The organism is Salinibacterium sp. M195, assembly GCF_019443965.1.
GTDB lineage: Bacteria > Actinomycetota > Actinomycetes > Actinomycetales > Microbacteriaceae > Rhodoglobus.
Genome location: NZ_CP040814.1, coordinates 1,241,053 through 1,264,410, shown reverse-complemented (window position 1 = coordinate 1,264,410; position 23,358 = coordinate 1,241,053). Strand labels below are relative to the sequence as shown.

The window sequence follows — 23,358 nt, the reverse complement described above, 5'->3', positions numbered from 1 at the left end:
TGGGCGCGTATCCTTGTCAACGTGACAAATCATTCAACTGAACGTGACCTTCGTATCGAGCGTGTGCTCGCCTACCTCGTCGCCATCTCGATCGCACTCGCCGTGATTAGCTTTGTCGCCGTAGTTGTTGCCACCGCAGCTGGTCTCAGCAATTTCGACACAGGTGCGTGGCCCGCAGTCATCACTATGCCCTACTTTGCTCTCCCGTTGGGTGTTGTTTTCATCATCACCCTTTTGGTGCTGAACGGGCGCCGCCGCCAACGTGAATACAGGAATGGCCACAATTAGTGACGCTGCTCTTTTGCTCGCCGCTCAACTGCGCGCACTAGACGATAGTCAACTCCTTCTTTTGCTGCGTTCGCGGGTCATCCGCAGCAATTCTGTTAGCGACTTCTTTGATCTTGCGGATGCTCTGCAGCAGACAACGTCGCTTGAGCGTGTTCTTCGCACCCTTGACCGCCCCACTTTGGCGACTCTGGCGGTTATTGCTGACACGACGTCGCTCTCGAGCTCCGAAGTCGCTGACGCGCTCGGCCGCTTTGGCACTGATCCTGCAGCGGTGCAGTCGCGACTTGATCGTCTAGTCGAGGTCGCATTACTGATATTCCGCGGTGGCCGCTATAGCGCCCCGGATGGCGTTACCGATCATCTCGCGGGATGGCCGTTCGATGATCTCCCCACCACGGGAGAGTTGCTCAACACTGCACCGCCGTCGACCCTCACGTCTGTCGAACCCTCTGAACGCCCGGCTCGCGACCGGATCGCCGCCGAAAATGCGTTCGCCACCACCAATGAAGTCACTGAACTTCTCAACCAGCTTCGCACCACCCCGGTGCGTGATCTTGCCCGCGGCGGGGTCTCGCTTCCCGACTCAAAACGCCTGGCGATAGCGATGGCTGTGCCTCTCGATAAAGTTTCTGGGCTCGTCGACATTGCTGAACGGGCCGGGCTTGTTGCCACGACCAATTCCCAATGGATGCCCACCGCCGATGCCACAGCGTGGATCTCGCGGTCCGCAGACGAACGCTGGTTGCACCTCGCTGAAGCCTGGCACCAAGGGGTGCCCAACGACATCCGCACCATCTTGGCTGATCGCACCCACAGTTTCTGGGGCGATGGCGTCGAGGCCTATGTTCGCTGGCTATTCCCGGCTGGCATTGAGTGGATGCTGGAGAAAGTACGGCGTTACAACCGTGACGCGCAGTTGCTGGGCGTCACGTCAGAACAACTCCCCAGCACCGCAGGAATTGCCCTCCTCACTCGAACCCCGGCCGATGCCGCGGCCGCGATGGCTGAGTTGTTCCCCAAGGAAGTGCAGCACGTTTATGTGCAACCCGACTTGACCGTAATTTCTCCCGGACCGCTAGCGCCGCAGCTGGATGCTCGCCTGCGCACAATCGCTGATGTCGAGACACGCGCTCTGGCATCCACTTATCGGATCTCGCCGTCAAGCCTGCATCATGCGATGACCCTGGGGGAAACGCTTGAGGGTATGCGCGAGTTCTTGGCCGAAATCTCGCTGACGGGCGTTCCGCAACCGGTGGAGTACCTCCTCGCCGAAGCCGCGTCCCGTCATGGGCTCGTGCGGGTTGGTCTTCATGGCACTTCCGGCAGCTACATCAATTCTCCCGATTCCTTGCTGCTCCAGTCGATCGCTGTTGACCCCACCTTTGGTCCGTTCGGGCTGCGCCTCGAAACCGATCGTCTTGTGTCGCGTTTCGGCGTTGAACAACTGTTTTGGGCTCTCAGCGATGCGCGCTACCCGGTGGCGGCCGAAGACCGCGATGGCAAAATTCTGTCGTTGCGTCGGGACCAGGTCAGCGACGCCATCTCCGCCCAGCCACACGATGCCCAACCGGAGCAATTGTTGGCAAAACTTCGTGATGGTCAAGGCGGCGCGACCGGTGACGAGGATCAGGCCTGGCTCTCGCGCCAGATCGAGGTCGCTATTCGCAACAAACTTATCTTGCGGGTGACGGTCAAGATGCCTGATGGCCGCGAGGTGCTCTACACGCTTGCACCGTCGAGTGTGGCGGCGGGCCGGATGCGCGGACTCGACCGAGCTGCCGACATCGAACGCACTCTGCCCCTGTCGAACATTGTCGGGGTCGAGGCCACCACTGAACGCTAAGCATCCGGGCGTAGGCTAGGTCGGATGAACGCTGCTCCCGACGGACCTCTGATCGTGCAATCTGACCGCACGGTTTTACTTGAGGTCGCACACCCCCTTGCCGAAGACGCACGCCATGATTTGGCTGTGTTCGCCGAGCTCGAACGTGCCCCTGAACACATCCACACGTATCGGATTACCCGCTTGGGGCTCTGGAATGCTCGCGCAGCAGGGCATGATGCCCCGGCGATGTTGGAGACGCTCGAGAAGTATTCGAAGTTTCCGATTCCGCAGAGCGTCAGCGTCGATATCGCAGAAACTGTCGGCCGCTATGGTCGTCTCGTTATCAATCGTGATGAGGATGGCGCGCTCACTCTCACCGCAACCGACCCGGCAGTCTTGCGCGAGATTACACGCGGCAAGAAGGTCGCGAGCTTGCTCTTCGAGCGTCGTGGCGAGAACACTTTTGTGGTGCAGGCGTGGGCTCGTGGGCAGCTCAAGCAAGAGCTGCTGAAGCTGGGTTGGCCGGCTGAAGATAACGCTGGCTATACCCCGGGCACGCCTCATGAGATGGAGTTGGATGCTTCGGGCTGGGGTCTTCGTGAGTACCAGCAGCACGCCATCGACAATTTTTTCCACCATGGTTCGGGCGTTGTTGTGCTCCCCTGTGGTGCCGGCAAGACGCTCGTCGGTTTGGGCGCAATGGCTCAAAGCAAGACCACAACCCTGATTTTGGTGACAAATACGGTCTCTGCCCGCCAGTGGCGTGCCGAGATTTTGAAGCGCACCACTCTGACCGAAGAAGAAGTCGGCGAATATTCGGGGCAGACGAAAGAGATCCTGCCGGTCACGATTGCGACCTACCAAATTCTTACTGCCAAGCGAAAAGGCGAATACGCCCACCTGTCGCTTTTGGATGCTCTCGACTGGGGCCTTGTCATTTATGACGAAGTGCACTTGCTGCCGGCTCCTGTGTTCAAACTCACCGCCGATCTGCAAGCACGCCGTCGCCTCGGGCTCACGGCAACACTCGTTCGTGAAGACGGACGCGAGGGCGATGTGTTTTCTCTCATCGGCCCCAAACGTTTCGATGCGCCGTGGAAAGAAATTGAGGCCCAAGGGTTCATCTCCCCCGCCAGTTGTTACGAGGTTCGCGTCGATCTGCCCGAAAACCAACGTCTCGAATATGCGGCGTCTGCCGACGACGAACGGTATCGGCTCGCTGCGACAGCACCGGCAAAAATAGAGATTGTGCGTGCGCTCGTGAAAAAGCACGAGGGCGAACGCATTCTTGTTATCGGGCAATATCTTGACCAGATCGACGACCTTGCCGAGAAGCTGGATGCTCCGAAGCTGACCGGCGCGACGCCGGTCGCTGAGCGTGAGCGGCTGTATCAAGAGTTCCGCGAGGGGATTACCAAAATATTGGTGGTCTCCAAGGTCGCCAACTTCTCCGTCGACCTGCCTGAGGCGACGGTTGCCATCCAAGTCAGTGGATCGTTTGGCTCTCGGCAAGAAGAAGCTCAGCGTTTGGGCCGCCTTCTGCGCCCGAAAGAGAGCGGACTGCCAGCAAACTTCTACACCCTGGTTGCCCGCGACACGGTCGACCAAGACTTCGCACAGAATCGCCAGCGATTCCTTGCCGAGCAGGGCTACAGCTACACGATTCTGGATGCCGCAGATCTGATCTAGCCAGAGTCGCGGCTACCCGGCGCCGATCGTTAACGCAAGAGGCGCTCTAAGCCGATCTCGTCGACGACCGGGATGCCGTAGTCGCGGGCTTTGCGTGCCTTTCCTGACAGCGAGTCGGGGTCGGCAGCGACCAGCAGCCGAACCTTTTTCGTCACCGCATCCCGCGGAGTGAAGCCACGGCCAACGAGCACAGCCGCGATTTCACTTCGTGGCCGACTCATCTCACCCGTGAGCACGATGAGATCGCCTGGCTTCAGCGTGAACCCGTCACTCGACTCGGAACCGCTCGCCGGTGAATTCGCCTCTGGCAGCGCAGTGACCGCAACCGAGGCTGCGCTCTCGAGCGCTGCGGTGATTGTGGCGGTAGAGATATCGAGAAGGTCGCCAACGTGCACTAAGTCGGCCGTCTCTTCGTCCGTCAAAATTCCGTCATCCCACGCGGTTCTCGTGAGCTGGTTGAAGTATTCGAGATGCAACAGTTCGCAGGTGGTTCGGCTGATTCCGAGGCCTTCGGCGAGCGCCACGAGTTCGCGCGATTCGTGAATCGAAAAGTGACGATCGAGGAGGCAGAGGTCCAGAAGCGCAAGGTAGTCGAGACACTCGGCTGGCCCCGCATACTCCGGCATTTTTTGGGTGATCCGCTGCAGGAACGACGCAGCGGTGACCTCCGTATACGGCGGCCGCGGCATCCACTCATGAACTCCGCGGTCGAGGACGGGCCACGAGTGGTCACGTGCTGAGTCAAGGTGAGTTTGCCATGGCTCGTGCTGGTCTTCAGCCTGGAGATAAGCGGCAAGGAGTTGCGCTGTGGCGAAGGCGTCAGCGGACGCACGATGGGCGTCATCAAGCTGAATGTCGAGAGCCGCACAACAATCCGCTAGGGCACGGCCTGCGCCGGGCAGGTAGTCACGCGCGAGCTGCATAGTGCAGAGACTCACGAAGTCCGTCGAAAACCACGACGTTGTTCGCTCAAGCTCGGCAACAAGAAACTTCAGGTCAAAGCTCGCGTTGTGGGCGACAATCACGCGCCCCATCAGTAGCTCGACGAGTTGGGCAGCGATCTGGCTGAAACTGGGAGCGTCGACGACATCAGAGGCGCGGATCTGGTGGATGCGCTGTGGTCCGAGATCACGCCCCGGATTCACCAGCGTCTCCCACCGCCCCTCGACTTCACCGCTAGCGTCAAGATGGACAACGGCAATTTCGATGACACGGTCATGGCCACCGGCGAAGAGCCCTGTCGTCTCGAAATCAATTACTGCAAAGCCCGGTCCGGCCATGTGAGTCCCCTATCAATCCGTTGCCACTGTATCGAAGAGACGCGACGGACCATCGACCTCTCGACGGCGACGTCTAGCTCTCTCGAGACTACGTGCCCTGCCCCGAGAATTTGAGCGTGAATCACGTTACCGCCTGGTGGCTGCAGAATTTCCCGGGGAGGGCCGCGTCCGCACTAATCGTGATTCTCGCCGCCGACCTCAGCACCGCAGCGCCAACAGTCCGCTGGCAATGCGCCCTCGACCAAAGCTCCACACTCGGTGCAGACCCGCGGTAGCCAGCACACGCCGTCGCCCTGGGCTTCCTCGCTGATGCGGCGCGGAGCTCGACCGCCTGCGCCGTCGTTGCCGCTAACGCCTGCTGCGCCACTCTGTGCATCGTCCACCTCTCTAGTGTGCGCCGTGCGCGCCGCACAGTCGCGGTTTTCGCTTCGGCTTTCGCTACGTCGGTGATGCCATAACGGTGCCAGTCGCGAAGGATTGATAGCGTTGGGCTCCCCCGATCCTCACCTGGCAGAGAGGCCTCCTCCATGACATCGAACGCTGCAACAGAAAAACGCAAGCCGAGTGCACCCTCGTGGAATACGTACAAGGAGTCGATCGGAGACCGTTCCGGGCTCTTCCAAGGGCTTGTAGCGATCTGGCCAGTGACGTCAGCGCTCAATGTCGGCAGCTACCTTGATCTGTCACCTTCGACAGGAATTCCCGCTGTCACCTACGTCGACACGGATCGGCGGGCGGCTCGGTTCTTCGCCAATCATGAACTTGTCGCGTCTGAACTAAAAGATCTAGCGCTTCCGGGGGCGGCAGCAGAAATCGCTTTCCTCCCCGCCGACTTCACCGCACCGCTCGAACTCTCCGACAATTCGTTCGACCTGCTCATCGCGCTCTACACCGGGCCAGCGTGGGATCACTGCGCGCGCTACCTAAAACCGGGCGGCTTGTTCCTCGCCAACAGCAGCCATGGCGATGCGAGCCTCGCGGCGCTAGACCCGCGCGCGACGTTGGTAGGAGCGATCCACCAGCGCGATGGACGCTACCGAATCGACCGCGACAACCTCGCGGACTATCTCATCCCGAAGAAACCGGAAGCCGCAGACGCCGAATTGATCCGTAGCTCTGGTCGAGGCGTGGCGTACACAAAGCCGGCGTTCGCGTATGTATTTCAGCTCCAACGCTGAGCTGAACACTCAGACGGACCAATCTGCTACTCCCCAGTCTGCGTTTCCCATTTCAGACGAGCACCACGAATCAGGTCGATAATTGCCAGCACGATCAGAAATGATGTGCTGAGAGCCATGAGGAGCATCGAGCTGTAACCGACAGTCAGCGGCCACATGGGAGTCACTCCGTTGACACTCCACCAGTTGATGTCGCTGAATCGCGCGACGTTCGAGAACACCGCGATGGCTCCAAACACCAGCGCTCCGGCCCCAAATGCGATTACTGATCCCACGATTAGACGCTTCATTCTGTGTCTCCCCTCACCAGGAATGTCTCCGTGTCCCACCCTATGCCTAAAAGTAAAGAATACTCAATGAAATAGTGGGTGAACAACTAACCGACACGCCCGTCACTATCAGCGCGCGTTCAGGAAACACGCAGATACTGGGGTCATGGCTGACGGACCGAAGATTCTCATTGTTGACGACGAACCGAACATTCGCGACCTGCTCACCACGAGCCTGCGCTTCGCGGGATTTGCTGTGCGCGCAGTGGGAAGTGGGGCACAAACGATCTCGGCGGTTCTTGAAGAAGAACCCGACCTCATCATTCTCGACGTGATGCTGCCCGACATGAACGGGTTCGGAGTAACCAAGCGGCTGCGAGCCTCTGGTTACACCTCCCCCATCCTTTTCCTTACGGCAAAAGACGACACCGAAGATAAGATCATGGGGCTCACGGTCGGTGGCGACGACTACGTGACGAAGCCATTCAGCCTCGACGAAATCGTGGCTCGTATCAAAGCCATTCTGCGCCGCACAATGGCCGATGACGAAGAGACGATCATCCGCGCTGGCGATCTCACGATGGACCAAGACACCCACGAGGTGAGCATTGGCAACGAACAGATCGAACTCAGCCCTACAGAGTTCAAACTGCTGCGTTACCTCATGCTCAACCCCAACCGCGTACTCTCGAAGGCTCAGATCCTCGATCACGTGTGGGAATACGACTTCAACGGCGATGCCGGCATCGTAGAAAGCTACATTTCTTACCTGCGCCGCAAGCTCGATCAGCACACCGAAGAACCGCTCATCCAGACGAAGCGTGGATTCGGTTACATGCTGAAAGCAGCAAAGCCGTAACAACCTTGATGGCCAGTTGAACGCCGAATACCGCGTGTTCAGCTGGCCATACTTGTTCCTTTTTCCCAGCCACGCAAGGTACCGTTCACTATCATGCAGGAGAAGATCCCCGACGCCTGGAGCCGTATCTCCCTGCGCACAAAAGTCACCGGCGTAACGGTACTTCTGCTCACCATGGGGCTCCTCGTTGCCGGTGTTGGCACCGCCGCGGTACTGCGGGACTATCTACTTCAACAGACCGACGAAAAGATCACCGCCGCCGCTGACGGACTAGACGGCCGCATCCAATACACCGGCACCGCTCGTGATCCCCAATGCAGCGTTTCTCGCCTGCCCAACGACCTCTACTTCGCGGTTCTCAATCACGACGGCACCATGCGGTGCAATAGCCGCGAAGAGGATGCCGCCCGCCCCATCCTCGACGGTCTTACGCTCAAGATCGCCAGCGAACAAAGCGGTGCGTTCACACTCCCGAGCACTTCTCTCGGAGGCCAGTGGCGAGTCATCGCCTACCCCGCATCCAGCACCATCGGCATCGACTTTGTGACAATCGTCATCGCTCGAGATCTGGTCGACTCCAACAGCATCGTTTCTCGCTACGCCGCCATCTTCTTATTCTTCGGCTTGACGGTGGTCATCGTCGGGGGCGCCCTCACGCGGCTGTTGGTGACCTCCACCTTCTCCCCGCTGCGAGAAGTTGAGGCGACGGCCGCACGTTTCGCCGACGGTGATTTCGACCAGAGACTCTCGGGGGCAACCCCCAACACCGAAGTGGGGCGACTCAATCGCTCACTCAACTCGATGCTGGGCCGAATCGATCGTGCGTTCGCCGACCGCGCCCGAACTATCGACCAGATGAGACGTTTTGTTGGTGACGCCAGCCACGAACTGCGCACCCCTCTCGTGACAGTGCGCGGCTATGCCGAGCTGTACCGTATGGGCGCGATCACGAAGCCTGACGATATTGCCCAGGCGATGGAACGCATTGAGAAAGAGGCCATCCGCATGGGCGGCCTTGTCGAAGATCTGCTCGAGCTAGCGCGCATCGACGAGACCAAGCCGCTGCAGCTCACAGAAGTCGATCTCCTGCCGCTGGCAAATGATGCTGCGATGGATGCTCGCGCGTCAGCAGGCCGCATTGTGAACGTCATCAATACTCACCCCACTATCGACGCCCATCCCACAGTCGCCCCTGAGCACAGCACTGACACGATGGCGATCACGCTCCCCGAGAGTTCGGACCCGGAACCAAGCACACCGTCTCGTGGCGTTGCTGCCATTGCTACCGGCCCCATCGCCGCTGCTGGCGCGCGCCTCTCCCGTCTTGCATCGCGCAAGAAGTCGGCAGCAGTCGCTAAAGCTGCAGCGCGGATCACCCAGATCGTCGCACCGGTCCCCCAAGACCTCAACGCAGTGGTGATGGCCGAAGAGAATAAGATCCGCCAGGTGCTCACCAACCTCGTGACCAACGCCCTGCGTTTCGCTACTGAAGACACCCCGGTGGAGATCGGCGTCGGAGTAGATCGCGAACGCCAGATGGCCGTACTGTCGGTTATCGACCACGGCGAAGGAATCCCGCAGCAAATCCGCGACAAGGTTTTCGAGCGGTTCTGGCGCGCGGACAGCTCACGAAACCGTGACACCGGCGGCAGTGGCCTCGGCCTCGCGATCGTTGCGGCAATCGTGCACGCGCACAAGGGAACCGTTCAGGCGTTAGAAACCCCCGGCGGCGGTGCAACGTTCCGCGTTGAGCTTCCGCTCCTCCCCAGCCAGCCACACGAGCCGGAGAACACCGAAGCCGACTAACTGGCGAAGCACAGAAGAGCCGCGATCTACCGTCGAGATATGACTCGATACCAAGTAGATAGCGATGCCGTCCTCAGCGCGACTGGTGCGGTACAGAACTCAATAAGTCGGATTCAAGCAGAGGTCTCTGGTTTACACGGCCAACTCACGAACCTTCAGGGCTCGTGGACGGGGCAGGCAGCAACAGCCTTCTCCTCGGTCGTCACCGACTGGAAGGTTACCCAGCAGCGGGTGGAAGAGAATCTGGCCGCCATCAATCACGCCCTCACCCAGGCGGGCCAACAGTATGCAGAGATCGAGGCGGCGAATGCTCGCCTCTTCGTTCGCTAGACCGACCGCTGACACCGCCGTGGTCAACTACTGCGGCGTCCGCAATCTCCACAATCTCCGTAGCTGACGCAGCCGCTCAGGCTCGCACAGCCCGTTAACGCCAGAATGGGCGCCTCCCCAAGGAGACGCCCATTCTGTGTACTGCGGTGAGACTCTGTGAAGCGAGAGGACTTAGAAGTCCATGCCGCCTGACGGGTCGCCCATCGGAGCAGCGTTCTTCTCAGGCTTGTCAGCAACAACGGCTTCGGTCGTGAGGAAGAGTCCCGCGATCGACGATGCGTTAAGCAGCGCTGAGCGGGTTACCTTTACCGGGTCGTTGATGCCAGCAGCGAGCATGTCGACGTATTCGCCGGTTGCCGCGTTGAGGCCGTGACCAATGGGGAGGTTGCGGACCTTGTCAGCAACAACACCAGGCTCCATGCCAGCGTTGAGCGCGATCTGCTTGAGCGGTGCATCGATAGCAACGCGAACGATGTTCGCTCCGGTTGCTTCGTCGCCGGTCAAGTCAGCCATTGCCTGGCTGTCGAACGCGATCTTGCCAGCCTGAATCAAGGCAACGCCACCACCGGCGACGATTCCCTCTTCAACAGCGGCCTTGGCGTTGCGGACTGCGTCCTCAATGCGGTGCTTGCGCTCCTTGAGTTCAACCTCAGTTGCGGCACCTGCCTTGATTACTGCAACGCCACCGGCGAGCTTAGCGAGACGCTCCTGGAGCTTCTCACGGTCGTAGTCACTGTCAGTGTTGTCGATCTCGGCGCGGATCTGCTTGACGCGACCTGCGATCGCCTCTTCTTCACCAGCACCTTCGATGATCGTGGTCTCGTCCTTGGTGATAACGACCTTGCGGGCGCGACCGAGGAGTTCGAGAGTTGCGTTCTCCAGCTTGAGGCCGACCTCTTCTGAGATGACCTGTCCACCAGTGAGGATCGCGATGTCAGCGAGCTGAGCCTTGCGACGGTCTCCGAAGCCAGGAGCCTTGACGGCAACCGACTTGAAGATTCCACGGATCTTGTTCACAACGAGAGTTGCGAGTGCTTCTCCGTCAACGTCTTCAGCAATGATGAGCAGCTGCTTGCCGCTCTGGATTACCTTGTCGACGATGGGGAGAAGATCCTTGATGTTCGAGATCTTGCCATTGACGATAAGAACGTAGGGGTCTTCGAAGACCGCTTCCTGACGCTCCTGGTCGGTGACGAAGTATGCCGACAGGAATCCCTTGTCGAAGCGCATGCCCTCGGTGAGCTCGAGCTCGGTGCCGAACGTGTTCGACTCCTCAACGGTGACAACACCTTCCTTGCCGACCTTGTCGATCGCCTCAGCGATAAGTGCACCGATCTCGGGGTCACCAGCAGAAATTGATGCGGTAGCCGCGATCTCTTCCTTGGTCTCGATCTCCTTGGAGCTCGCAATGAGCGCCTCAATGACCGAGTTGGTGGCCTTTTCGATTCCGCGCTTAAGGCTGATGGGGTCTGCACCCGCAGCAACGTTACGGAGGCCCTCGCGAACGAGTGCCTGAGCGAGAACAACAGAAGTCGTCGTACCGTCTCCGGCTACGTCATCCGTCTTCTTTGCTACCTCTTTGACGAGCTCAGCACCGATCTTTTCGAACGGGTCGTCGAGCTCAATCTCCTTGGCGATGGATACACCGTCGTTCGTGATGGTGGGAGCGCCCCACTTCTTCTCGAGAACAACGTTGCGACCGCGTGGGCCGAGCGTGACCTTTACGGCGTCAGCGAGAATGTTCAGGCCGCGCTCAAGGCCGCGACGGGCCTCTTCGTTAAAAGCAATGATCTTTGCCATGTGTGTTTCTCGTCCCTCCCGGACGTCGTACAAGCGAATAAGTTGGCACTCTAACTACGCGAGTGCCAAGGTCAAAATTAGCACTCGACAGGGGTGAGTGCAAGACAGCCCTGCGCACTCGACAGGGCTGAGTGCACAACAGCCCTGCGCACTCGACAGGGGTGAGTGCACAACAGCCCCGCACACTCGACAGAGGTGAGCGCACAGCAGCCCCGCACACTCGATAGGGGTGAGTGCGCGAGTGGCCGGTGTGGGTCGGTGTCGTCCCGGTTCTGCTTATTGGCCGCTTGTGAGGTAGTCGCTTCCGAGCACGATGGTGAGCGCGGCGGCGGGGAATATCTCGGGTTCGACGAGGCGGATTTCCCCGATCCCTAGGGCGCTCACGAGTCCGGAGGCTACGTCTTCGTCTGCGGCGTTGCTGTAGTAGATGAAGGTCTCTTCGATGCTGCGGTCTGAGGCGGGTGCTGCGCTTCCCATGGGCCAACCAGCGGCGCTGAGTTCGTCGAATGCGCTGGTTTGCGCGGACGTTTCGGAGCTTCCGTTGAGCACGTCGATGGTGATGGCTCTGGCGGGGTCGATGGCTGCGGGGTCAGTGACGGGCGCGACGGTTTCGACGGGGTCGGGGGCGTCTACCGGTTCTTCGGGGGTGGCGAAGATGGGGATGCCGAGGTCGTCACCGAGGTATTGGCTAAGCGCGTAGAGTCCGCCGAAGACGAGGATTCCGGTGGCGAGTAGTGCCCAGGCGAATCCGATCCAGCCGCGACCGCGTCGTCGGGGGCCGCGGTGTGCACCGATGCGTTCGACGTCGTCGGGCTGTTCATCGAATCGGTCTTTCGGGTAGCTCGCCATTGTTTAGTTTGTCAATTCTTCGTTGTGGTGGTTGGCCGCGTTTGTGCTGTTTTTGCGCATCCGGTTGTCTCGGTTGCGGCGCAGTCGTGAGACCAGCATGGGGTCGTATTTTACGGCTGCTGGGGTATCGATCACGGCGTTGAGCATTTGATAGTAGCGCGCGCTGGAGATGTGAAACTGGGAGCTGATGGCTTCTTCTTTGGCACCGACGTGTCGGGTCCATTCGCGCTCGAAGTTGAGGATCTGCACGGAGCGTTCGGGCAGCGCTGTCGAGGCATGCGACGCGGTTTCGTTTTCAGACACGGCAAGACCTCCAATATTGTGGCAATTCTAGGGCTCGGTTCCTATGCGAATGCCGAACGACTCGGCTTGAGGCCCAATTCGCGGCCGTAAAGGTTAGGATTGCCTTAGTTCCCGCTTCCCTGATTGGCCTTCATGCGCACACGATTTTTCGCCACTGTTGTGGTGTTGTCTAGCGTGCTGCTTGCGGCGAGTGGATGCGCGTCCGCTGCCTCGCCAGAGAGCGCAGCGGTTACCGTCACGGCCGATCCGGGCGCTCCCCTTGCCTCGTTGAAGACGTTGAGCGATGCGAAGGATTACAGCGGACTTGTTCGCGCTGCCCTTCCGTCCTCTGGTATTTCCGCTCCGGCGGTTGCACCGGCGCAGGCGTTGCCGACGACGGTGCTGTCGCATGATCTCAGCGGCGATACTCCGGTGACGGTCACGTCAACGGACCGCGTGATTGCGATGGATATTTCTGGTTCGATCGCGGCGACGATCGCGGGTCTGGGTTTGCTCGATTCTTTGGTTGCACGCGACATTTCAACCACCTTTGATGAGGCTGCCGCGTTGCCGGTGATTACGTCGAGTGCTCATACCGTCAACAGCGAGGCGGTTTTGGCGATGCGGCCAGATCTGATCCTGACGGATGGGTCGATTGGTCCGATTGATGTGGTGTTGCAGTTGCGTGATGCAGGCATCCCGGTGGTCTTTGTTGAGACGGACGCGTCTGTAGAGGGCGTCGCTGAGTTGGCGCGCCAGACTGCTGCGGCGCTGGGTGCTCCGGCGGCTGGCGTTGTTCTCGGAGAGCAGCTGAAGACTGAGATTGATGCGAAGGTAGCGGAGATCGCCGACTTTGTGCCTCGCGGTGACCGCTTGCGCATGATGTTCCTTTACTTGCGGGGCACGTCGGGTGTCTATTACTTGTTCGGCCAGGAATCTGGCTCTGATGTTCTGATCGATGCCCTTGGTGGTGTGGATGTCGCGGCTGAAATTGGCCTCAGGGGCATGCGCCCGATGACGGATGAGGCGATGGTTGCCGCGAATCCTGATCTGATTTTAGTGATGACGAGTGGCCTGGATAGCGTCGGAGGCGTGAGCGGTTTGCTTGAGGCTCGCCCGGCGGTCGCACTCACTGAGGCAGGCAAGAATCAACGATTCGTTGAGATGGATGACGGTGAGATTTTGAGCTTCGGTCCACGCACGGTGTTGGTGCTCGATGCTCTCGCGAGGGCGATCTACGCGCCTAGTTCGGGCTCGTAAGGAAACGCCGCGCGTTCGCGCCTGTCGAGTCTTCTACTTTGTGGTTGGTTCGCGTTTCGTTCCGCGCCGACGTGCGACATAGAACACAAGGCCACCTGCCGCGACAACGACACCGACCGTGACGATGACAGCGGTATTCCGCGCCAGCGCTGTTACAGCCTCTTTGGGGGCGGGCATGCAGCTTTCAGTTGCGCTGAAGTTGACGGTGATCGGGTCGAGAGCCTCCCCCGCCGGGTAGGTGCCGAAGGCGGCCGACCCAGTTTCGGTCAGGACTACGGGAGCGTCATTCAGCGTTGCTCTCCCATCGGTTACCGCAATCCCTGCGATGTTGATGTCGGCGAATTCGACACCCGTTTCGTCAACGGGGTTTCCGTCTTGCGTCGTTCCTGAGACGTCAAAGATGAGGTGCGCGGTTGTGCTGCCGTCGAAAGATAACTCAAGACTGCTGAGTGTGGTGTCGAGAATGCCATCGTGCCCGGTGAAGCGGAGCGCGCCGTCAAACGCGATTACTCCCTCACCGGCATCCAATACGCCAGAGCCTGTTGACCATCCGAAGTTGGGGGTTTCGTAGGTGGCACCGTCGCTGACAGCCCATTCTCCGTTGGCGATGGTGCCACTGATGTAGGACCGCAGCGACTCTTTGATTCCCCAGGTGATAGCGGCATCCGAAATCTCGCAGGTAGCGTCATCGGCGCTAGCGCTGGTGCTGGATTCGAGTGCGGGCAGCCGCGACCCCGCCACCGGTTCGGCGGCATTGCTGGTCATGGGCGTAAGTGCGATCGCGATGGCGGTAATGATGAGGGCTGCTGGCCCCAGCACACAGACGTTGAGCCTTCGCATTACTGTGCCGCCCGATACATGGATTGGTGCATGATGGCGGCTTCTTCATAGAGCTCACCGAATGATTCGAAGCCGAATTTTGCATAGAGCGGCACAATGTACTCCTGCGCGTGCAGCAGCATTGCTTCGTCGGAGAAGTCATCGACGATGCGCTTCATGATGATCTGGGCGAGCCCTTCACCACGGCGGTCTCCGCGGACAACAACTCGTCCGATCACGCGGTGGCCGTCCAAGTATTCGGCGGTGTCGTTATAGAGAACGCGGATATAGGCCGCGACACCGCGGTCGTCGACGATCCAGTAATGCCCGGTGGTGTCTTCCTGGTCGCGGTTGTCGAGTTCTTCTTCGTCGACTTTTTGCTCAACAAAAAACACGTCTGTGCGCAGTTTCATGATCGAGTAGAGCTCGGTTGTTGTTAATTCGCCCCAAGACTTGGCGATCACGGAATCATTCAGCACAAGTACGAGTTTAATGTACTGGCAGCGCAAGCTGACGAACAAAGGAGACCACTATGACGTACAAGGTGAATAAGACAGAAGAGCAGTGGCGCGAAGAACTTGGACTCAAGTATTCGGTTCTGCGCGAAGCTGGCACTGATCGCCCCTGGTCTGGCGCACTTCTCGACGAAAAGCGTGAGGGAACGTACCGCTGTGGCGCTTGTCAGGCCGAGCTGTTCAAGAGCGGCACCAAATTTGATTCTGGTTCGGGATGGCCAAGCTTCTACGAAGCGATCAACCCGGATGCTGTGGAGCTTCGCGAAGACCGCTCACTCGGCATGTTGCGCACCGAAGTTCTGTGCGCAACCTGTGGTTCGCACTTGGGTCACCTCTTTGACGATGCCAACCAGACTCCGACCGGTGACCGCTTCTGCCTGAACTCAAGCTCGCTGGAGTTCGACGAGAAGGACTAGTTCGAGTACATACACAATGCCTCGAGGAGCGGCTAGTTCGAGAGCAAAGTCTTAGGCGGTCGCTTGCCTGAGAGCGAGGCGATCACGACGGCGACGAGGGTGAGCACCACACCGATTACGGTGGTCGGTGCCACCCCTTCGTTGTCTAGGGGTAAGAACACTTCGAGCGCGAGCGCGCCGAGAAGTTGGCCGGCAATGGTGCCCAGTGCGAAAAACAACACCCCGGTAATCGGCACCAATATTGCGGCGACGAGGATGAAGATCACACCGATTGCTCCGCCGACATACAGGATGGGATCGGTCGGGAACTGATGTTGCCAGCCACCGACGAATCCATACGAGATTGCGGCAACGGCGAGAGCTGTGGTTCCCACGACAAAGTTGACGTAGGTAGCGGTAAGCGGCGATCGGGTCACATGGCGCACGTGACCGTTTATGGCTTGCTGCCATCCGATGCCGAATCCGGCCGAGAGCGGCAGCAATACGAGCAAAAACGGGCCATCGAGGTGAAAATCAGAAAGCCCCGAATAAAGCACCGCGCCAATGGCGAGCACTGATGCGGAAACTCGGAGGATTGTTACGGGGCGCTTAGGCAGGCTTCCGATTCCGACTCGATCGATTATCGCAGAACTGATTGTTTGACTCGCAACAGCGGCGACAGTGAATAGCGCGACGCCAAGCGCTGTGGCGGCGAGCCCCTGGCTGAGCACAAAAAATGCGCCGAATGCCCCTCCGCTGAGGTACCACCAGGGAAGTTTTTTGCTCACAACTTGGGTGCGGAGGGTACGAAAACCGGCGCGAGCCGATGGCACAAACGGCACTATCAGCGTGAGAATCACGAGGCCCAGGCTGAACGAAATGAAGGCGGCGAGCGTTGAGTCTTGCAGCTCTACGGCCAGCTGACCATTGATGCGACTTTGGGTCGCCGTCAGGGCCCCTGCGACGACTGCAGCGAAGATTCCCGCCACGGCGCGATGACGTTTTTGCGGGTTGGTAGGAAGCATGGGTGGATTCATGTCTAAAATAGGACGTTGGTCCAAGCCTCCTTAGCTCAGCTGGCTAGAGCACCGCTCTTGTAAAGCGGGGGTCGTCGGTTCGAATCCGACAGGAGGCCCAGCAAAGAATGTCGAAGGCCGTCGGGGTTGTTTTAACCCTAGCGGCCTTCGACATTGCTGTTTAACCAGCGCCTGTCGGCAGGATGCGGTGCACGCTGCTACGTCGGGTCGACCATCACCTTGAGAGCCGTGCGCTCATCCATGGCGGTGTAGCCATCGGGGGTCTGTTCGAGCTTGACGGTCTGGTCGAAGACGAGGCCGGGGTTCACAGTTCCGTCGAGCACGCCGGGCAGCAGCTGCTCGATGTAGGCGCGAGCGGGGGCCACACCACCAGTGAGGGTGACGTTCTTGCCGAAGAGGCTTCGGCGGCCAACGGGGGCCTCCTCATACTGCGGAACGCCTACGCGACTGATCACTCCACCGGCGCGAACGACGCCGAGGGCCTGCTCGTAGGCGGGCATGAATCCGACAGCTTCGAGAACCGCGTGGCTTCCCGTGCCGCCGGTGAGCTCGCGCACTTGGGCGATTCCCTCTTCGCCTCGCTCGGCCACGACATCCGTGGCTCCGAACGTGATGCCGAGGTCGGTGCGCGCCTTGTGGCGGCCCATGAGGATGATGCGCTCGGCGCCCATCTGCTTGGCCGAGAGCACGGCGAGGAGGCCGACAGCGCCGTCGCCGATCACTGTGACGGTCTGGCCAGGAGCGACGCGCGCCTTGTGGGCGGCATGCCACCCGGTGGCGTAGACGTCGGAGAGCGACAAAAGGCCGGCATACTGCGACTCATCGACCGTGCCAGGAACCTTTACGAGAGTGCCGTCAGCGTAAGGAACACGCACGGCTTCCGCCTGGCCGCCAGTGATTCCCCCGTTGCCCCAGTAACCGCCGTGGACGCACGACGTCTGAAGGCCCTGGAGGCAGAACTCGCAGGTTCCATCGGAATAGGCGAACGGGGCGATGACGAAATCGCCGACCGAGAGAGTCGAGACGTCCTTGCCGAGCTCTTCGACCACGCCAATGAATTCGTGACCGATGGGGCGAGCATCCGCATCCGCTGGCATTGAATGGAAGGGGTGCAGGTCGCTGCCGCAGACGCATGCGCGCGTGATGCGCACCACGGCGTCGGTGCTCTCGATGAGCTTGGGGTCAGGGGCAGTGATCACGCGGACATCGCCCGCGCCGTAAATGTAAGTAGCTCGCATACCCCTATTCAACGCCTGTTTGGCGTCCAGCAACGAATCAGTGTTTGCTCAGGCGGCAGGGGTACCGGCCGAGCGTCAGTGGCCCTCAGTAGCATGAGGTCATGGTCAGCTTCGCCGACAAACCCATCCTCGACGTAACGATCGCCGAGTGGACGACCTACCTCGAAAACTCGCCCTCGCCCGACGGCGTGCGCCTCAAACTGCGCAAGAAGCTCTCCAAGGCCGTCGGCATGACCTGGTCAGAAGCACTCGACGTTGCGCTGTGCTTCGGATGGATCGATGGCCAAACCTCACGCCTCGATGATGACTACACCCTGCAATCATTCACCCCGCGCCGCAAGAACAGCCCGTGGTCTCAGATCAACCGCGACCATGTTGCGCGGCTCATTGAGGAGAGCCAAATGCGTCCAGGAGGTCTCGCCGAAGTCGAGCGCGCTAAAGCGGATGGCCGCTGGGACGCTGCGTACAGCATGAAGAACCTGACGACTCCCCCAGACCTGCAGACTGCCCTCGACGCCAACCCCGCCTCGGCAGAGTTCCACGCCGGCCTCACCAAGAGCGTGCGCTTTCAGATTTATGCCCGCGTGACCGGCATCAAGACACCCTCAGTTCGCGCAGCTCGCATCCGGGACATCGTGGAGAAAGGCGCGATCGGTGAGCACCACCATGCGCAGCCCAAGCCCCGACCTTAGCTGGAGGCGCACGCCGTCTGAGCGGCGTCGCGACCGCAGGCGTCAGAGCAACAGCGACAGCGCGTTACTCCGGTGCCACCCAGGCTGCGGCATCCACTGGCAGCACGCCGTCCACGACTGGCTCTGAGCTAATCAGCACCGCGCCGGCAGGTAGCGTCACCGCGGTTTCGCCCATTGCCACTACAACTCGAACGCCGTCGCGGCGCCGCACCATAAGTCGCCCATCAGCATCGAGGGTCCACTCGAGGGCGAACGCGTTGACGGATGTTGTCGGCTGTGGCTGTGGCTGCGGCATCCGCGCCCGCAATGCAGAAGCCGCGCGGAAGAGCGTCAGCATCGACGCATCCGAGGCTTCTTGAGCATCAACGGAGTATTCGCCCCACCCCTCGGGAGCCGGTAGCCACGAATCAACACCGTCCTTCGAAGAGAAACCGTAGGTTCCCGAAGCCTGCGTCGTCCAGGGCAGTGGAACGCGGGCACCATCCCGACTCACTCCGCCGTTGAACCACATGGGGTCAGCACGCTGGGCCACCGGAACGTCTACTTCCGGCAGCCCAAGTTCTTGCCCCTGATAGACGTAGATGGTGCCGGGGAGGCCAAGCAGCGCAACGAGTGCAGCCCGGGCACGCTGACGACCACGACTGCCAGCACCAAACCGTGTTGCGGTGCGAACAATGTCGTGATTTTCGAGGGCCCAACTCGGTGCCGAGCCAACGGTGCGCCGAACGGTCTCCAACTGTTGCCCCACTGCCGACCATTCCGCTGCATCCCAGCCGAGCTTGGCGAACGAGAAAGCGAACGTTTGGTGCAGTTCATCAGGCCGCGTGTAGCGCGCCGAACGTTCTGGTTCGAGGTTGACCTCCCCGACCAGAAGCCGTGGCGGGTCATACTCATCTGCGATGCGACGCCACTCTCGATAGACGGCGTGCACCGGTTCTTGGTCCATCGCCGAGGGGTTCGAACGCAGCCCGTCGATCACCACCGGCACCGTTGGGGAGTCGGGCAAGCCTGCCGCCTTGAACAAGCCGTGCGCTACATCGACGCGGATGCCGTCAACACCCCGGTCGAACCAGAAACGGATGACGCCGTGGAAGTATTCGGCCACGGCGGGATTGTGCCAATTCCAGTCGGGTTGTGCCGCCGAGAAGAGGTGCAGGAACCACTGCGTATCGTCAGCAGATTCAGGCAGCGCTCGATGCCAGGCCGGGCCACCGAACACACTGATCCAGTTGTTCGGCGGTAGCTCTGCGTTGTCGCCTCGACCTTCGCGAAACATGAACATGTCCCGCTCCGGCGACCCGGGGCCGGCGGCGAGTGCCGCTTCGAAGAGAGGATTCTCAATCGACGTGTGGTTCGGCACAATATCGACAAGGATGCGCATCCCCTTCTCGTGCGCCGCAGCGAGCAACTCGTCGAAATCGGTCAGGGTCCCAAAGAGCGGGTCGACATCGCAGTAGTCGCTGATGTCATAGCCCTGATCGATTTGGGGTGACCGTTGAAAAGGTGTCAACCATAGCCCCTCAACGCCAAGCGATGCCAGGTAAGGAAGCCGATCGATGATCCCTCGAAGATCCCCGATACCGTCACCGTCGGCATCCGCAAACGAGCGCGGATAGACCTCGTAGATGACGGCGTTGTCCCACCAGCCGCTCACTTGGTCGCGCCCGAGGTGAGGCCTTCAACGATGCGGCGCTGAAAGAGAAGAACCACAATCATGAGGGGGATGGTGACGATTACGCCTGCCGCCATCTGCGCGCCAAACGGTGCCTGAAAGTCACTCGCTCCGGTGAACTTGGAGATGGCTACTGTTGCCGTCTGAATAGCCGGGTCATTAGCCATCGAGAGCGCGATGATGAACTCATTCCAGCTGTGGATGAACGTGAGAATGGCTGTTGTGAAGACACCGGGCGCGGCGAGCGGTAGCAAGATTTTCGTGAATGCTTGCCACTTGGTGCAGCCGTCGATCATTGCGGCCTGCTCAAGATCATTGGGAAGCTGCTTCATGAACGTGGTGAGGTTCCACACGGCGAGCGGAATTGCGAATGACAGGCTCGGCACAATCATCGCCTGGTAGGTGTTGATCCAGCCGATGTCCGTGAAGAGCCGCAGCAGCGGAACAACAACGGCGATGCCCGGGAACATCGACGTTGCAATGATGACCGCAAGGATGCCCGACTTGAAGCGAAACTTGAGCCGCGCAATCGCATAGGCCGCGAAGATGCCCAAGATAAGCGCGAGCACTGTCGTGATCCCCGCGACGATGAGGCTGTTCAGGAGTGAACGCCCGAAGTCATTCGACGAATCGAACACTTGCGCATAGCTCTCCAGCGACCACGTGGTCGGCAACAGGGAGGTGTCAAAAATGTCGTTGGTGGTGCGGAAACTCGAGACGAGCATCCAATAGAACGGGGCAAGACAGTACACCGCGACGATCGCGATTCCCACCCAGCGGGTAATCATGCCGGCAACGCCGGTGGCCCGCTTGCGCCCACTGCCGGGCCGGGCACGTGCACCGCTAGCGGCAATTACTTCTCGTTCAAATACGGTAGTCACTATCTCGCCTCCTTCTGTGCTTGAGAGATTTTTCTGCGGGACAGCTTCGTGGCTTTGGCATCAGCATCGCCAGCAACATCTGCGCCAAGCAGGCGAATGAAGACGAAAGCGATGACGGCGACGTAGAGCAGAAGAATGATGGCGAACGCAGATGCTGTGCCGTACTGCAATTGATTGGATTGGTCCCACGCCAAAATAGACAGCGTCTCGACCGAACTCTTTCTTGGCCCGATGAGCACGAAGGGGAGGTCAAACATTCTCAGGGAATCGAGCAACCGAAAGAGCACCGCAACGAGGAGTGCCGGGCGAACAAGGGGAAGCGTTATCGAGACGAACTGCTTCCACGCGTTAGCACCATCCAACTTCGATGCCTCATATACCTCTTCCGGAATGAGCTGCATTCCGGCGAGCACGAGGAGGCCGATGAAGGGTGCGGTCTTCCACACTTCGGCGATCATCACGGCGGCCTGGGCGGCGAAGCCTTCCGCTGTCCATAAGATTTGAGTGTTGAGCAGGTCGTTGGCGATTCCGTTTGATTGGAAGATCCAGCGCCACAACAGTCCGGAGACTGCGGTGGGGATAGCCCAGGGGATGAGGATGGCGGCGCGGAGGAACGCGCGACCCTTGAAGGCTCGGTTCATGGCAACGGCGAAACCAACGCCGATCACGGTTTCCAGCGAAACAGTGACGAACGTGAAAAAGGTGGTGTTCCACAGGGCGTTATAGAAACGTCCGGATTCCGCCCCCGCGAAGATTTCGGCGTAGTTGCCTAAGCCCACGAAGGTTTCGCCCTCGACCACGAACCCGTTGGCATCGAGGCCAGAGTTGGCGCTGAAGAGCGACTGATAGACGGCGGAGAGCAGCGGATACATGATCACGAGAACCAGCACAATAAACGTTGGCGAGAGCAGCAGCGATGCCATTCTGCCCTCGCGCTGAACGCTGTCGTTGCTGCGTCGCGCAAACACCTTGCGGCTGCCAGTCGACGGGAGAGTCGTCGATGAGGTCATAGCGAAACTTTCTGTGGAGTGCGGTTCAGGGCGGCCGGCGCTAGCGCGACCGCCCTGATCGTGCGAGCTAGCCCGCGGTTATTGCGGTGAGTTTTTCTTGCAGGTCGGCCAGCGCGGTTTCGGCGGTCTTGTCACCATTCAGCGCAGCGTAGATTTCGTCTTGGATTGCGGCCGTGGTGGCGCCATACTGAACAACCTTGGGCCGTGGCTGCGCGTTATCGAGCGAGGCGAGCAGCGTTGGCAGGTACGGGTACTGCCCCGTAATCGCCTCATCTTCGAAGAATTCGGCGAACACGGGGGCACGCGAGCTGAGGTCGAGACGGGCTTCTTGCTGTACACGCGAGGTGAAGAACTCGATGAAGTCCAGAGACGTTGCCTTGTTCTCGGCAAAGCTAGAGATCGCGATGTTGCGACCGCCGAGGGTCGAAACGCCGAGGCCGTTTTCGCCAGGAATTGCACTGATCTCAAACTTACCGTTGACGTTCGATGAGCCGTCGGTCGCCGAGAGTGACTTGTAGATATACGGCCAGTTGCGAAGGAATACGAGGTTGCCCTCCTGGAAAGCTTGACGCCCTTGCTCTTCTTGATAGGTGATTGCTTCGCGGGGAATCATTCCCGAATCGAAACCGTCGACCAAGAAGTTGAGTGCGGTTAGAGCTTCTGGGGTGTCGACTGTCGGGTTGCCATCGGCGTCAGACATCGATCCGCCTGCGGAGTTGACTGCCTCGCTGAAGTTCACCGTGAGGCCTTCGTTCTTATCGAACTGGCCTGCATAGCAGGACATGTCGGCCGCTTCAGGAAGAGCAAGAACGGCGTCACACGCGTCTTGCATCTCTGCCCAGGTCTGCGGCGCCGCATCGATGCCAGCCGCGGTCAAAAGATCACTTCGCGAGTAGAGCAGTGCGCCATCGGTGTAATAAGGCGCGGCGTACACGATTCCGCGATAGCTTGCGGCTTCAACAGTTGCGGGAATCTCCTCGTCGAAGGGGATGGCGTCTTCCGGAAGAGCGGTAATCCACCGATTGGCGGCAAACTCACTCGTCCACACAACATCGAGGTTCAGCACCGAATAGCTGTCGCCCTCGACTTGCGCATTCTGAACCATTTGCTGGCGCTGCTGGTCGGCATCCAACGGAAGCTCAACCCAAGTGACCTGTTCGTCTGGGTGTTCAGCATTCCACGCATCGATGGTCGTTTGGGCAGCACCAGAGGCGTCAGGGCTGCTGACGTACTGGATGGGCCCGCGGCCTTCGAGTTCTTCGTCTGTAGCCGGGGCGCTGCCTGTCGAGGTGCCGGTGCAGGCAGTGAGGGCGATCGCTGCGGTAGCGGCGATCGCTAAGCCGACGAGGACTCGTCGATCACGGCGTCGTTGCATCATGATTTA

24 protein-coding genes and 1 tRNA gene are annotated in these 23,358 nt (G+C 59.9%); 12 read left to right on the top strand and 13 right to left on the bottom strand.

The annotated features are described in order from the left end of the window. Nucleotides 1–21: 21 nt before the first annotated feature. The 3 genes from FFT87_RS06035 to FFT87_RS06025 are packed head-to-tail and all read left to right on the top strand — an operon-like array spanning nt 22 to nt 3,802. The gene (locus tag FFT87_RS06035) at nt 22–288 is read left to right on the top strand and encodes a hypothetical protein (protein WP_255560084.1); all 267 of its coding nucleotides are present in this window, start codon (nt 22–24) and stop codon (nt 286–288) included. Continuing rightward, nucleotides 275–2,131: a helicase-associated domain-containing protein gene (locus FFT87_RS06030; protein WP_219950419.1), complete on the top strand. Its 1,857-nt coding sequence runs from the start codon at nt 275–277 to the stop codon at nt 2,129–2,131. The genes FFT87_RS06035 and FFT87_RS06030 overlap by 14 nt, the downstream gene beginning before the upstream one ends. Before the next feature lie 24 nt (nt 2,132–2,155). Beyond that, entirely contained in the window at nt 2,156–3,802 is a 1,647-nt protein-coding gene (locus tag FFT87_RS06025; protein WP_219950418.1) for a DNA repair helicase XPB, read from the top strand. A 29-nt stretch (nt 3,803–3,831) separates the two neighbouring features. On the opposite strand, the gene FFT87_RS06020 is transcribed toward FFT87_RS06025, so the two are convergent. Next, nucleotides 3,832–5,082 (bottom strand): exonuclease domain-containing protein, encoded by a 1,251-nt coding sequence (locus FFT87_RS06020; RefSeq protein WP_219950417.1) that lies wholly within the window; start codon nt 5,080–5,082, stop codon nt 3,832–3,834. Nucleotides 5,083–5,198: 116 nt separating this feature from the next. Between FFT87_RS06020 and FFT87_RS06015 the strand changes: the two genes are divergently transcribed. Then, the gene (locus FFT87_RS06015) at nt 5,199–5,357 is read left to right on the top strand and encodes a hypothetical protein (protein ID WP_219950416.1); all 159 of its coding nucleotides are present in this window, start codon (nt 5,199–5,201) and stop codon (nt 5,355–5,357) included. Between the two features lie 252 nt (nt 5,358–5,609). Beyond that, nucleotides 5,610–6,260, top strand: a complete 651-nt coding sequence (locus FFT87_RS06010; protein WP_219950415.1) for a class I SAM-dependent methyltransferase — start codon at nt 5,610–5,612, stop codon at nt 6,258–6,260. Between the two features lie 26 nt (nt 6,261–6,286). Here the strand turns inward: FFT87_RS06010 and FFT87_RS06005 are convergent, their stop codons facing one another. Next, on the bottom strand, nt 6,287–6,550 hold the full coding sequence (locus tag FFT87_RS06005) for a hypothetical protein (RefSeq protein ID WP_219950414.1): 264 nt from the start codon (nt 6,548–6,550) through the stop codon (nt 6,287–6,289). 145 nt (nt 6,551–6,695) lie between these two features. On the opposite strand from FFT87_RS06005, the gene FFT87_RS06000 reads away from it, so the two are divergent. The 3 genes from FFT87_RS06000 to FFT87_RS05990 all read left to right on the top strand — a co-directional run bounded on the left by FFT87_RS06000 (nt 6,696) and on the right by FFT87_RS05990 (nt 9,524). Continuing rightward, nucleotides 6,696–7,388 (top strand): response regulator transcription factor, encoded by a 693-nt coding sequence (locus FFT87_RS06000; RefSeq protein ID WP_219950413.1) that lies wholly within the window; start codon nt 6,696–6,698, stop codon nt 7,386–7,388. A gap of 93 nt (nt 7,389–7,481) precedes the next feature. Further along, complete coding sequence (locus FFT87_RS05995; RefSeq protein WP_219950412.1) at nt 7,482–9,194, top strand: HAMP domain-containing sensor histidine kinase; 1,713 nt, start codon at nt 7,482–7,484, stop codon at nt 9,192–9,194. 39 nt (nt 9,195–9,233) lie between these two features. Then, complete coding sequence (locus tag FFT87_RS05990; RefSeq protein WP_219950411.1) at nt 9,234–9,524, top strand: WXG100 family type VII secretion target; 291 nt, start codon at nt 9,234–9,236, stop codon at nt 9,522–9,524. Nucleotides 9,525–9,695: 171 nt separating this feature from the next. On the opposite strand, the gene groL is transcribed toward FFT87_RS05990, so the two are convergent. The 3 genes from groL to FFT87_RS05975 form a co-directional block, all read right to left on the bottom strand. After that, nucleotides 9,696–11,324 carry a chaperonin GroEL gene (gene groL / locus FFT87_RS05985; protein ID WP_219950410.1) on the bottom strand — a complete coding sequence of 543 codons (1,629 nt, stop codon included), beginning with the start codon at nt 11,322–11,324 and terminating at the stop codon, nt 9,696–9,698. 276 nt (nt 11,325–11,600) lie between these two features. Next, a complete protein-coding gene (locus tag FFT87_RS05980) occupies nt 11,601–12,173 on the bottom strand; it encodes a LytR C-terminal domain-containing protein (RefSeq protein ID WP_219950409.1) in 573 nt (190 codons plus the stop codon). A gap of 3 nt (nt 12,174–12,176) precedes the next feature. Continuing rightward, nucleotides 12,177–12,476 (bottom strand): DUF3263 domain-containing protein, encoded by a 300-nt coding sequence (locus FFT87_RS05975; protein WP_219950408.1) that lies wholly within the window; start codon nt 12,474–12,476, stop codon nt 12,177–12,179. Nucleotides 12,477–12,608: 132 nt separating this feature from the next. On the opposite strand from FFT87_RS05975, the gene FFT87_RS05970 reads away from it, so the two are divergent. Beyond that, nucleotides 12,609–13,715 carry a hemin ABC transporter substrate-binding protein gene (locus FFT87_RS05970; protein ID WP_219950407.1) on the top strand — a complete coding sequence of 369 codons (1,107 nt, stop codon included), beginning with the start codon at nt 12,609–12,611 and terminating at the stop codon, nt 13,713–13,715. A gap of 33 nt (nt 13,716–13,748) precedes the next feature. Here FFT87_RS05970 and FFT87_RS05965 read toward each other — a convergent pair whose 3' ends face one another. Next, complete coding sequence (locus tag FFT87_RS05965; protein WP_219950406.1) at nt 13,749–14,555, bottom strand: HtaA domain-containing protein; 807 nt, start codon at nt 14,553–14,555, stop codon at nt 13,749–13,751. Continuing rightward, the gene (locus FFT87_RS05960) at nt 14,555–15,013 is read right to left on the bottom strand and encodes a GNAT family N-acetyltransferase (protein ID WP_255560083.1); all 459 of its coding nucleotides are present in this window, start codon (nt 15,011–15,013) and stop codon (nt 14,555–14,557) included. Before FFT87_RS05960 ends, FFT87_RS05965 begins: the two co-directional genes overlap by 1 nt. Before the next feature lie 53 nt (nt 15,014–15,066). On the opposite strand from FFT87_RS05960, the gene msrB reads away from it, so the two are divergent. Beyond that, nucleotides 15,067–15,465, top strand: coding sequence for a peptide-methionine (R)-S-oxide reductase MsrB (gene msrB / locus FFT87_RS05955; protein WP_219950405.1), 399 nt, complete (start codon nt 15,067–15,069; stop codon nt 15,463–15,465). Between the two features lie 32 nt (nt 15,466–15,497). On the opposite strand, the gene FFT87_RS05950 is transcribed toward msrB, so the two are convergent. Continuing rightward, the gene (locus tag FFT87_RS05950; protein WP_219950404.1) at nt 15,498–16,469 is read right to left on the bottom strand and encodes a DMT family transporter; all 972 of its coding nucleotides are present in this window, start codon (nt 16,467–16,469) and stop codon (nt 15,498–15,500) included. 36 nt (nt 16,470–16,505) lie between these two features. Here FFT87_RS05950 and FFT87_RS05945 point away from each other — a divergent pair. Beyond that, nucleotides 16,506–16,579: transfer RNA gene (locus FFT87_RS05945), tRNA-Thr, on the top strand. A gap of 99 nt (nt 16,580–16,678) precedes the next feature. On the opposite strand, the gene FFT87_RS05940 is transcribed toward FFT87_RS05945, so the two are convergent. After that, nucleotides 16,679–17,719, bottom strand: a complete 1,041-nt coding sequence (locus tag FFT87_RS05940) for an alcohol dehydrogenase catalytic domain-containing protein (RefSeq protein WP_219950403.1) — start codon at nt 17,717–17,719, stop codon at nt 16,679–16,681. A 101-nt stretch (nt 17,720–17,820) separates the two neighbouring features. Here FFT87_RS05940 and FFT87_RS05935 point away from each other — a divergent pair, with 101 nt between their 5' ends. Beyond that, on the top strand, nt 17,821–18,411 hold the full coding sequence (locus tag FFT87_RS05935; RefSeq protein ID WP_219950402.1) for a YdeI family protein: 591 nt from the start codon (nt 17,821–17,823) through the stop codon (nt 18,409–18,411). A gap of 64 nt (nt 18,412–18,475) precedes the next feature. On the opposite strand, the gene FFT87_RS05930 is transcribed toward FFT87_RS05935, so the two are convergent. The 4 genes from FFT87_RS05930 to FFT87_RS05915 form a co-directional block, all read right to left on the bottom strand. Beyond that, nucleotides 18,476–20,065 (bottom strand): alpha-amylase family glycosyl hydrolase, encoded by a 1,590-nt coding sequence (locus FFT87_RS05930; protein WP_219950401.1) that lies wholly within the window; start codon nt 20,063–20,065, stop codon nt 18,476–18,478. Continuing rightward, the gene (locus FFT87_RS05925) at nt 20,062–20,964 is read right to left on the bottom strand and encodes a carbohydrate ABC transporter permease (protein ID WP_219950400.1); all 903 of its coding nucleotides are present in this window, start codon (nt 20,962–20,964) and stop codon (nt 20,062–20,064) included. The genes FFT87_RS05930 and FFT87_RS05925 overlap by 4 nt, the downstream gene beginning before the upstream one ends. Next, entirely contained in the window at nt 20,964–21,974 is a 1,011-nt protein-coding gene (locus FFT87_RS05920) for a carbohydrate ABC transporter permease (RefSeq protein ID WP_255560082.1), read from the bottom strand. Before FFT87_RS05920 ends, FFT87_RS05925 begins: the two co-directional genes overlap by 1 nt. A gap of 67 nt (nt 21,975–22,041) precedes the next feature. Further along, nucleotides 22,042–23,352, bottom strand: a complete 1,311-nt coding sequence (locus FFT87_RS05915) for an ABC transporter substrate-binding protein (RefSeq protein WP_219950399.1) — start codon at nt 23,350–23,352, stop codon at nt 22,042–22,044. Between the last annotated feature and the right edge of the window lie 6 nt (nt 23,353–23,358).